Genomic DNA, 9,547 nt, shown 5'->3' on the forward strand with positions numbered 1-9,547 from the left:
CCGCCGTCACTCCCCCGGACGACGGCATCCGGCGCCGGTGTCACTCCAAGGAATGACCTCTTTCGGCGAGACGCTGGTCAGACCGCGGATCCACCGGGTGCAGAAGGCGGCCAGGCCCACGGCGAGGCCGGGTACAGGTGCCGCCGTACGCGTGAACGCGGCCAGTCACGTACGAGTGGAAAGGGCCGCTTGTTGATGCCTTGAGTCCTGTTGCTCGGCACTCTGCTGCTGGTTGGTAAGGGATGGCGGAGGGCAGTTGACGATGGTCTTGGACCCGCAACGCTGGTTGGAACTCCAGCGGTTCCGTGCCCTGTTCGAGTCCGGTGCGGTGACTCTGACAGAGATCGCCAAGGAGACTGGCCTGAACCGGAAGACGGTCCGCAAGTACCTGTCCGGGCAGGCCCCGGCCGGATCGCCGAGGAGGGTGTCGAACGGCCGGCCGCGCAAGAAAGCGGTAGACGAGGTCGCCCCGTTGATCGACGCGATGCTGAGGGCGGAAATCCTCATCAAGGGTGCGGTGGTGCACGAGCGGCTGGTGAAGGACTACGGCTCCACCATCAACTACCAGCGGGTCAAGCTCTATCTGCAGGAAGCCCGCCCTCGGACAGCGGAGGAACTGGGCATCGCACCGGGGGAGTTGGCGGGCATGCACCGCCGCTTCGAGGTCGTGCCCGGAGCTCAGGCCCAGGTCGACTGGGGCGACGAGGGCAAGGTCCTCGCCCACCTGGGCATCCCGAAGGTCTATTCGTTCCACATGACCCTGTCGTATTCCCGCGACCCGTTCTGCTGCTTCACGACCAGCCAGGATCTGCAGACCTTCTTCGACTGCCACCGGCGGGCGTTTGCCCACTACGGCGGGGTGCCGATGTCGATCGTCCACGACCGGACCAAAACCGTCGTCCGCCGGCATGTCGCGCCCAGGTGAAGCGGTCCCGCTCCATCCGGAAGCGGTGGGCTTCGCCGGCCACTACGACTTCGACATCGACGTGCTGGCCGCCTACCGGCCCACCGGCAAACCTCTGTCATCACACTGCACCTCATCGGGTCGTTTCGGAGTGTTGGGGGTCCAGGACGCTTCGGCGGGGCCGGCCGATGGTGGGTCGGACGAACTCGGGGCCGGGCAGGTGGAAGACGTACTCGCCCTTGTCGTTGGCGAGGACGCCGGTGATGATGCCGTCCCGTCGCCAGTGCTTGATCGTCTGAAAGTGGACGCCGAGGTGGCGGGCGAGTTCGGAGACGGTCAACAGACCTTGTTCCAGAAGTCGTTGGCGATGGCTGCGTAGCTGGTAGGCGTTACGCAGATGGATGATCATCCCGCGGGTGAACGGCTGGCCCATGCCGCTGGGCAGGCCGCGCTCGTTGAGGATGGTCGCACTCTGGGCGTCGGTGTGCTCGTCGAGGAGTTCGTCGAGCGCGGCGATGACGGCCGGGTCGGTCTGCCGCAGTTCCCAGGCGGTCAGCGGGCGGGGCAGGGTGAGCTGGTGGCTCTGGCCACCGCGCAGGACGACGCCGATGGCGATGTGGTCGGTCTTGGTGAGGGTGACGTCGGTGACCAGGAGCCGGATCATGCGTTTGCGTTCCCGTATCGGGGTGGCCGGGTCGTTCCAGAGCCGGGGGAAGTCGGCGGCCAGCGCGGTGATTTTGGCCCGGGTCTCGGGCGAGAGCGGGCCGATCGCGGTGTTCTTCGCGCGCTCGTACTCCTCGGTGGTCTCGGCGAGTTCGCGCAGGGCCTCGTTCCAGTCGGCCTCCAGGGTATCGGCGACCAGCCGGTTGGCGGGGTCGACGGCCAGATAGCGGCGCCTGGCGAGGTCGGCTCGGTAACGGGCACGTTCAACGCCGGCGGCGCGGAGCCGGTCGGCTTCCTCGGCGCGGGCGGCCAGCTCGTCGCTGACCCGCAGTGCGACCTCGAGGCTGAGCGGGGTCAGGGTGGCCAGCAGCAGCTCGCCGACGGCGGCGTCGATCTGGTCACCGACCATGGTCTGGCAGACCGGGACGGCGTTGCGGATTCCCTCGAACTGGCAGAGATAGACGGGCTTTTGGTGCCGGTAGCGCACGGTCATCCGGCGGCCGCACTTGCCGCAGGAGACCACACCCTGCAGCAGCGCGGTGCCTTCGCGGGGTGGGGAGGCTTTGCGGTCGCTGCCGTGGGCGGCGGCGAGCTCGGCGAGCCGGGTCTGGTTGGCCTCGAACTCGGTCCCGGTCAGGTAGCCGGGGTGGGCGTCGGTGATCAGCACGGTCCACTCCTCGCGGGGCAGCACGTGACTGGTGGACTTGCCCCCGGGGCCGCGGCGTTCGCGGCGCCGTCCGTAGAAGAACGCGCCGGCATAGCGGGGATTGTGCAGGATCTGCAGGACCCGGTGGTGCTGCAGGATGCCCCAGGTCAGCTCGCCCTTGTTGGGGCCGGTGCGGATCCGGCGGGGGAACTTGAGGCCCGCGTCGGCGAACGCCTTGACCACGGCGTAGGCGGAGCCGGTCGCGGCGAATGCCGGCCAGCAGATGCCGGATGGCCTGCTGCACCTGGGCGTCCGGGTCGAGAATCACGCGGTCGGCGTGGTCGTAGACCAGGCCGACGGGCAGCGGCTGAACCAGCTCCCCGCGTCTTGCCTTGGACAGGGATCCGCCTCGCAGACGGGCCTTGAGCAGGTGCAACTCTGCCTCTGACATGGTGCCTTTGAGTCCGAGGAGCAGCCTGTCGTTGAAGTTCACGGGATCATAGAGACCGTCCTCGTCCAGGATCAGGGTGCCGGTCAACGCGCAGATCTCGAGGAGTCGGTGCCAGTCGGTGTTGTTGCGGGCCAGCCGGGACACCTCGAGGCCGAGGACGATCCCGGCGTGTCCCATGCCGACCTCGGCGACCAGTCGCTGGAAGCCGTCGCGGCCCTCGGTGGAGGCGCCGGACTGGCCCTGGTCGGTGTCGATGACGATGATCTGGGAGTGGTCCCAGCCCAGGGCGACGGCGCGGCTGCGCAGAGCGCACTGCCGGGTGGTCGACTCGGTGTTGTTGATGACCTGTTTGAGGGTGGACTGACGGATATAGAGGTAGGCGTCACGCTGCAGATGCTCGCGGGTCACCTTGCCCGCCGCCGCGGTCGCGTCCATGGGTGACATCAACTCCCTTAGCGTCGTGGGGCTTTCGGCCCGCAGTTTTATCGGACGGGTGGATGTGGGCCATGGCCATCGCGGCCAGGACCCGTACGAGTTCGTCGCTGTCACTGGGCAGGCCGGACGGCCGATGCCCGGGCGTCGGCCGGGCTGCCGGCTCGGGCAGGGACCGCCAGGCCGTGGCCCAGGCGGCCATGCCCTTGGCAGCAAGCACACCCCGGCCCAGCCGCCAGCCCTCGCCCGTGCCACAGGCGATCGCTGTCCGGAGTTCCTCATAACGGGCCGCCACCGCCCGCGCAGGACCGTCAACTGCGGCTTTTGGGCAACTCCTGGGTGCGTGCGGCCTCTCGGCGGGCCAGTGCCCGTTCGATCGAGCGCGGATGGACACTCAGCCCGTACTTCTCGGCGACCGCGTCGGCCAGGTCCTTGGAGCGCAGGGACGGCTCGGCGGCCAGCCGCGTCTCGACGTACTCCATGACCGCGTCGGTGAGCTTGCGCGGCCCTTTCGGCCCGGGCTTGCCCGGAACCAGCGCGGCCGGACCACCCGCGTCCAGCGCGGCGGCCGCATCGTAGTAGACCTGCCGGGAGAACCCGAACTCCCGCGCCGCCCGGGCCGCGGGCACCTTGTCCACCCGCACCCGGCGCACCATCTCGTACTTCACCTGCACCAGATCCCGCGGATCGCAGAACTCGGAGGCGGTGAACACCTCGTCGACCACGGCCTCCGGCCGCGGGTTCAGCGTCCGCGTCGCCCGCAGTGCCTCCTCTTTCGGATCGCCCGTCACCGTGCCGGCCATGCCGCCTCCCACATCCGATCGCTGCCTCAAGAATTACGTCGCCGCTGATCACGGCCAAGAGCGCGCGGAGGCAGTGGATCAGGAATCTGTGCAGGCCAAACGGCACGGCGTGCGCTGTCTCGATCATCGTGCGCCGGATACACCCCCATGCCTGCGGCGTGATCCCCAAGGCGGTCACGGCGTCATCTCCTGGGCGCTGCCGCCGCGTCCGTCCAGGTGCTCGATCAGGCCAGCCAGGGCCAGCAGGTCCTCGATGCGGAACGGGCTGCGACCCGCGGCGAGGACGACGAAAGGGTCCTCGCCACCCGCATCGGTCCATGCCGTCGGCGCCGACACCACCTCTCCCGCCTCGTCGCGGAAGTAGACGCGGTCCTCGCCCCAGTTCTTGCGCCGGACGACGAACTCGTACGACCGGCCGTGCCACGGATGGAACGGGTGTGTCACCCGCACAACTCGCTCCGCACCATGCGGATCAGAAGCACTTGACGGCGCTGTCCAAAGGCCGGGTCGAACGCCAGGTCCTGATCGTCCGCGACCACGTGCTCGCCGGTCAGGCCTTCTCCTCCATCGAGGAGATGGACGCCGTGTTCATGGCCTGGGTACCGCAGCGACGCGCCCGCACCCATGCCACCCACCACGAGGTCATCGGACACCGGGCCGCCCGCGACCACGCGGCCCTCAAGCCGCTGCCACCCACCCCATATCTGGTGGCCGAACGGCAGCTGCGGCATGTGGGCAAGGACTGCCTCGTCGCCTTCGACGGCAACCTCGTCCTCGACCGCCGCGACCTGCGCGCCGGGCGCAGGCACTGCGGGAGTTCGCCGCCGGCCTGCCGGGGCGGCGGCGGTGGGCCGCGACGACCTCGCAGAGGCGAAGGTCAAGACCGACAAGGTCGACGCCCGCATCCTGGCCCAGCTGCTGGCCGCTGACTCACCCGCGGCCGGGCCTGGCTGGAGCATCAGACGCTGCCGGCCGACGAGCGGCAGACCGTGGGCGCCTTGTTGCGCCGGCTCGACTTCTACGGTGGCGAACTCGCCGCGGTGGAACGGCGGCCGGCCGCCGAGGCGCTGGACGATTCGGTCGTGCGGCGCCTGATGACCATCCCCGGGGTGGACGCGATGACCGCGGTCACCGTGCTGGCTGCGGTCGGGGACTTCCACCGCTTCGGCAGCGCGGACAAGCTCGTGTCCTACCTCGGCCTGAACCCGCGGGTGCGCCAGTCCGGCGGGACACCCGCCCACCATGGCCGGATCACGAAGGCCGGCTGTGGCAAGGCCCGCGGGATGCTGGTGCAGGCCGCGTTCGCCGCGCTGCGCTCTCCGGGCCCGCTGCGGGCCCTGCACCAGCGGATCGCGGCCCGGCGCGGGATGCAGATCGCGATCGTCGCGGTCGCCCGGAAGATCACCGTCATCGCCTGGCACCTGGTCACCAAGGAGCAGGACTACGCCTTCGCCCGCCCGAGCCTGGTCGCTTTCAAACGCCGCAAGCTCGAGCTGACCGCGGGCGCCAAACGCCGGATCGCCCGCCGAGGAGCGGGCTACGACAACAACAAGCCACTGCGCCGCCACGAACGCGAGATCGCCGGACAGGCCGAACGCGCATACGCTCTGCTGGCCGCCCAGTGGCAGCCCATGCGCCCGACCGGCAGGTCCCGCCTGCCCGCCATCCCCGGCGCCGACCCGTGACCTGCCCTCCTTGACGATTACATCCGTCGACCAGATCTTCTTCCAGTGCGCCGGCGGGAAGTCGGCGAACACGGTGATGTCCGTCGCCGCATCCAGCAGCATCGTCTTGACCTGTGGGAACTGCCGTCCGAGCATGCCGGCGACCACATCCAGCTGGGTGCGCACCTGCTCGCCGGTGGTCTGCGCGAAGATGGTGCGGATGGTGGCCGCCACCATCTCCCCCAAGCCCCTCTCGATCACCGAAAAGACGTCCCGGACGAAGTGAACGCGGCACCTTTGCCAGGCCGCGCCGAGGAAGACCGTGCGGATCGCGGCCACCAGACCGCTGTGGCTGTCGGAGATGACCAGCTGGACGTTCTCCAGGCCACGGGCCCGCAGCGAGCGCAGGAACTTCGTCCAGAACGGCTTCGACTCGCTGTCGCCGACCTCCCCCACTCTCGGCTCCGCTCAAGCGGGGGGACCCCCATGCCCGAGGATCTCGCGGTGGCCGGTGGCGGAGATCCCGGTCGCGATGACCACGGCCTGGGAGACGATCCGGTGGTTGACCCGGGCCTTGCAGCAGGTGGCGTCCAGGAAGACGTAGGGGAAGACGGTGTGGTCCAGCGGCCGTTCCTTGAACGCGGTCGGTTCCTCGTCCAGCTCACCGCAGATCCGGGAGACCTCGGACTTGGAGATCCCGCTGTCCGCACCGAGTGCCTTGACCAGGTCGTGGACCGAGCGGGTCGGGACACCGTGCACGTATGCCTCCGTCACCACGGCGAGCAACGCCCGGTCGATCCGCCGCCGGCGTTCCAGCAACGACGGGAAGAACGACCCGCTGCGCACCTTCGGGATCTTCAGGTCCAGGTCGCCGGCCTGCGTGGTCAGCAGCCTGTCCCGGTGGCCGTTGCGCCAGGTCGTGCGCGTCTCGGAGTGTTCACGCGGCGCGGCCCCGATCGCACCGGTGACCTCGACCTCGATCAGCTCCTGCAGTATGCGCTCGCACACCACCCTGATTGCTTCAAGTCCGTCGGCCCGACGTAGTGACTCCAGGAGCCGCATGAGCTCAGACTGGGACAAGGCCATCGCGTGCTCCTCCGGTTGAACTGCCCGTTCACCAGGGAGACTTGCGCGATGGCCTGCCCTTGTTCAGGGAGCATGCACGGTCAGCGGATGCACGCCCCGGGCAGACACCCGCGCGTTCCGGGACCCTGCGCGGCTACACCACTTCATGGGACGCGATCAGGACGGACCCCGCGAAGTTGGCGCGTCAGGCCCGAGACCTGGTCGAGGAGCTCACCGTGTGGTCCGGGTCTGTACGGTCTTCGGTGTAACTCCCGATCATGGAAGTAGCACCTGATGAGCGACGTGACTGTCTCTTCGGAGGCGGTTGAAGAGGTCCGGCCGGCCGAGTTGTCGGCGGACGTGCTGGACGAGCAGTTGATCGGGCAGTTGGTCGGCCGGGCCCGCGCGAGCGGCCTGCAGCTGACCGGTGAGGGCGGCCTGCTGCAGCAGCTGACCAAGCGCGTGCTGGAGTCCGCGCTCGAAGGCGGGATCACCGACCACCTCGGCTACGAGAAGCACGGCCCGGCCGGTGCCGGCAGCGGCAACAGCCGCAACGGGACCCGGTCCAAGACCGTGCTGACCGACGTCGGCCCGGTGGAGATCACGGTGCCACGTGACCGCGACGGCAGCTTCGAGCCGCAGATCGTCAGGAAGCGGCAGCGGCGGCCGACCGGCGTCGACGAGATGGTCCTGTCGCTGTCCGCGCGTGGCCTGACGCACGGTGACTTCTCTGCCCACCTGGCCGAGGTCTACGGCGCGAGCGTGTCCAAGCAGACCATCCCGGCCATCACCGACAAGGCCATGGACGGGATGGCCGAGTGGCAGAACCGGCCGCAGGACCCGGTCTGTCCGGTGATCTTCATCGACTGCGTGCACGTGAAGGTACGCGACGGACAGGTGGCGAACCGGCCGGTCTACGTCGCCCTGGCGGTCACGGTGGACGGCACCCGCGACATCCTCGGCCTGTGGGCCGGCGACGGCGGCGAGGGCGCCACGTACTGGCTCCAGGTCCTGACCGAGATCAAGAACCGGGGCGTCGAGGACGTGTGCATGGTCGTCTGTTACGGGCTCAAGGGCCTGCCCGACTCGATCTCGGCGGTCTGGCCCCAGGCGGTGACCCAGACCTGTGTCGTCCACCTGATCCGGGCCTCGTTCCGCTACGCAGGCCGCCAGGACTGGGACAAGATCTCCCGCGCACTCAAGCCGGTCTGCACGGCTGCGACCGCAAGCGCGGCAGAAGACCGGTTCCTGGAGTTCCAGGAGGAGTGGGGCGCCAAGTATCCCGCGATCGTGCGGCTTTGGGAGAACGCCTGGGCCGAGTTCGTGCCATTCCTCCAATTCGACGCCGAGATCCGCCGCGTCGTCTGCACCACCAACGCGATCGAGTCGGTCAACGCTCGCATACGGAAAGCCGTCCGGGCCCGCGGGCACTTCCCGAACGAGGCCGCAGCCCTCAAATGCGTCTACATGGCCGTCATGAGCCTCGACCCCACCGGTCAGGGACGCAAACGCTGGACCATGCGCTGGAAGCCCGCCCTCCAGGCCTTCGACATCGCCTTCGACGGCCGACTCGCCGTCGGCCGCCGCTAACTCACACCACCCGAGTTACACCATTGGCTGGACAGACCCTTCCGCAGTTCAGTGGGGCTGGTGTGATGCGCGGGTGAGGTCCTCGCGCTGGCAGGCGGGGTGATCGCTAGCACGAGATCGTCCGGCGCGGGCGTTCTCGCGGGTTCTGGCGTGAGGTTCGGGGCTGCCGCGTAGGTTCCGCGTCGGGAGGGATGTTCATGACAGACGTGCTGACGTGGACGATCGGGCGGCGACTTGAGCTGGCGAAAGGTACTGAGCTGCTGCGTAAGGAGCTGGGCGAACTCGAGCTGGAGGTGGCCCGGTTGGAGGCCGCTGAGGTGGTGTTCGGGCAGTGGGCCGAGGCCACCGGCGGTGAACGGCGACCGTCGGGCATCGTGTCGCCGGAGCCGGAGCCGGAGCCGGAGCCGGAGCCGGAGCCGGTTGCTGTGACGGTGGGTCCGGGTGCGGGCGGGATGCGGGTGGTGCTCGATCGTGCCGAGGGGATGGGGCTTCAGGCCCTGACCACGGAATACCGTCGGATCATGGAGATCGTGGCGGGGGCGGACGGTCCGGTGATGGCCAAGGACGTCGCCCTCGGACTGGGCCGGGAAACGACGCCGGGGAAGATCGAGCCGGTCAGGGGTCAACTGCGCAAGCTCTCCGACCGGGGCTGGCTCGTCCGCACCGCATCGGGCCGCTACCGACCACGCTGACCAGTGACGCCGCTGACCGGACGGGCCGATTCCTGCCGTAACGCGAGGGCCGGCGGCGGGAGTTGGTTGATGTGTGACGAAAAACCAGCCCGCCGAGGGCGCTCAGGGAGTTGTCCACCAGGTCCGCCTCCCGTCTGTCGAAGCGGACCATCGACCTCGTCGCCGGCCTGATACGCCGGCGCCGGAACCGGATGCGCTCTGTCTGGCGCAAGGCCGAACCCGGTAAGCAGGCTGTCATCGTGCTCGCCGTCCTGCGTCACGACCAGCGCCTGGCCGACATGGCCGGCGGCAACGGTGTCGGGCAGTCCGCCGTCCGCCGCTGGGTGAAGGAAGTCGTCAAGCTGCTGGCCGCCCGCGCCCCGCGCCTGGACCGCGCGCTGAAGAAGATCGCCCGAGGCGGCGGGGTCGTGGTCCTCCTCGACGGCACCCTGATCCGCACCCACCGCCGCACCGGGAAGGACGACCGGAAGAACTACTCAGGCAAGCACAAGGTCCATGGCCTGCTGTTTCTCGCTTTGACCGACGAGAAGGGCAACCTTATCTGGATCTCCGCGGCCAAGCCCGGCCGGTCCAGCGAGATCACCACCGCCGCCCGCCACAACAAGATCACCGAACACCTGCGGGAAGCCGGCCTCGG

At 69.0% G+C, this 9,547-nt stretch carries 9 protein-coding genes and 2 pseudogenes; 6 read left to right on the forward strand and 5 right to left on the reverse strand.

Features of this window, described 5'->3' with window-relative positions:
• Positions 1-262: 262 nt before the first annotated feature.
• A complete protein-coding gene (locus tag ACWEKM_RS44615) occupies positions 263-925 on the forward strand; it encodes a DDE-type integrase/transposase/recombinase (protein WP_451627044.1) in 663 nt (220 codons plus the stop codon).
• 112 nt (positions 926-1,037) lie between these two features.
• Here ACWEKM_RS44615 and ACWEKM_RS44620 read toward each other — a convergent pair whose 3' ends face one another.
• The 4 genes and pseudogenes from ACWEKM_RS44620 to ACWEKM_RS44635 form a co-directional block, all read right to left on the reverse strand.
• Positions 1,038-2,456 (reverse strand): recombinase family protein, encoded by a 1,419-nt coding sequence (locus ACWEKM_RS44620; RefSeq protein ID WP_451627039.1) that lies wholly within the window; start codon positions 2,454-2,456, stop codon positions 1,038-1,040.
• A gap of 193 nt (positions 2,457-2,649) precedes the next feature.
• Positions 2,650-3,378: pseudogene (locus tag ACWEKM_RS44625) on the reverse strand (recombinase family protein); the annotation flags it as partial.
• 29 nt (positions 3,379-3,407) lie between these two features.
• Positions 3,408-3,899 carry a helix-turn-helix domain-containing protein gene (locus ACWEKM_RS44630; protein WP_451627040.1) on the reverse strand — a complete coding sequence of 164 codons (492 nt, stop codon included), beginning with the start codon at positions 3,897-3,899 and terminating at the stop codon, positions 3,408-3,410.
• A 174-nt stretch (positions 3,900-4,073) separates the two neighbouring features.
• On the reverse strand, positions 4,074-4,343 hold the full coding sequence (locus tag ACWEKM_RS44635) for a DUF5372 family protein (RefSeq protein WP_451627041.1): 270 nt from the start codon (positions 4,341-4,343) through the stop codon (positions 4,074-4,076).
• On the opposite strand from ACWEKM_RS44635, the gene ACWEKM_RS44640 reads away from it, so the two are divergent.
• A complete protein-coding gene (locus ACWEKM_RS44640) occupies positions 4,337-4,828 on the forward strand; it encodes a hypothetical protein (RefSeq protein WP_451627047.1) in 492 nt (163 codons plus the stop codon). The genes ACWEKM_RS44635 and ACWEKM_RS44640 overlap by 7 nt on opposite strands.
• 60 nt (positions 4,829-4,888) lie before the next feature.
• On the forward strand, positions 4,889-5,584 hold the full coding sequence (locus ACWEKM_RS44645) for a transposase (RefSeq protein ID WP_451627045.1): 696 nt from the start codon (positions 4,889-4,891) through the stop codon (positions 5,582-5,584).
• Here ACWEKM_RS44645 and ACWEKM_RS44650 read toward each other — a convergent pair.
• A pseudogene (locus ACWEKM_RS44650) lies at positions 5,585-6,649 on the reverse strand (IS256 family transposase); the annotation flags it as partial.
• 282 nt (positions 6,650-6,931) lie between these two features.
• Between ACWEKM_RS44650 and ACWEKM_RS44655 the strand changes: the two are divergent.
• The 3 genes from ACWEKM_RS44655 to ACWEKM_RS44665 all read left to right on the forward strand — a co-directional run.
• A complete protein-coding gene (locus ACWEKM_RS44655; protein ID WP_451627046.1) occupies positions 6,932-8,218 on the forward strand; it encodes an IS256 family transposase in 1,287 nt (428 codons plus the stop codon).
• Between the two features lie 197 nt (positions 8,219-8,415).
• A complete protein-coding gene (locus ACWEKM_RS44660) occupies positions 8,416-8,910 on the forward strand; it encodes a hypothetical protein (protein WP_451627042.1) in 495 nt (164 codons plus the stop codon).
• A gap of 110 nt (positions 8,911-9,020) precedes the next feature.
• Positions 9,021-9,547, forward strand: a 527-nt coding sequence (locus tag ACWEKM_RS44665; protein ID WP_451627043.1) for a transposase family protein, incomplete at its 3' end; no start/stop codon positions are given.

This window comes from Streptomyces sp. NPDC004752, assembly GCF_053601275.1.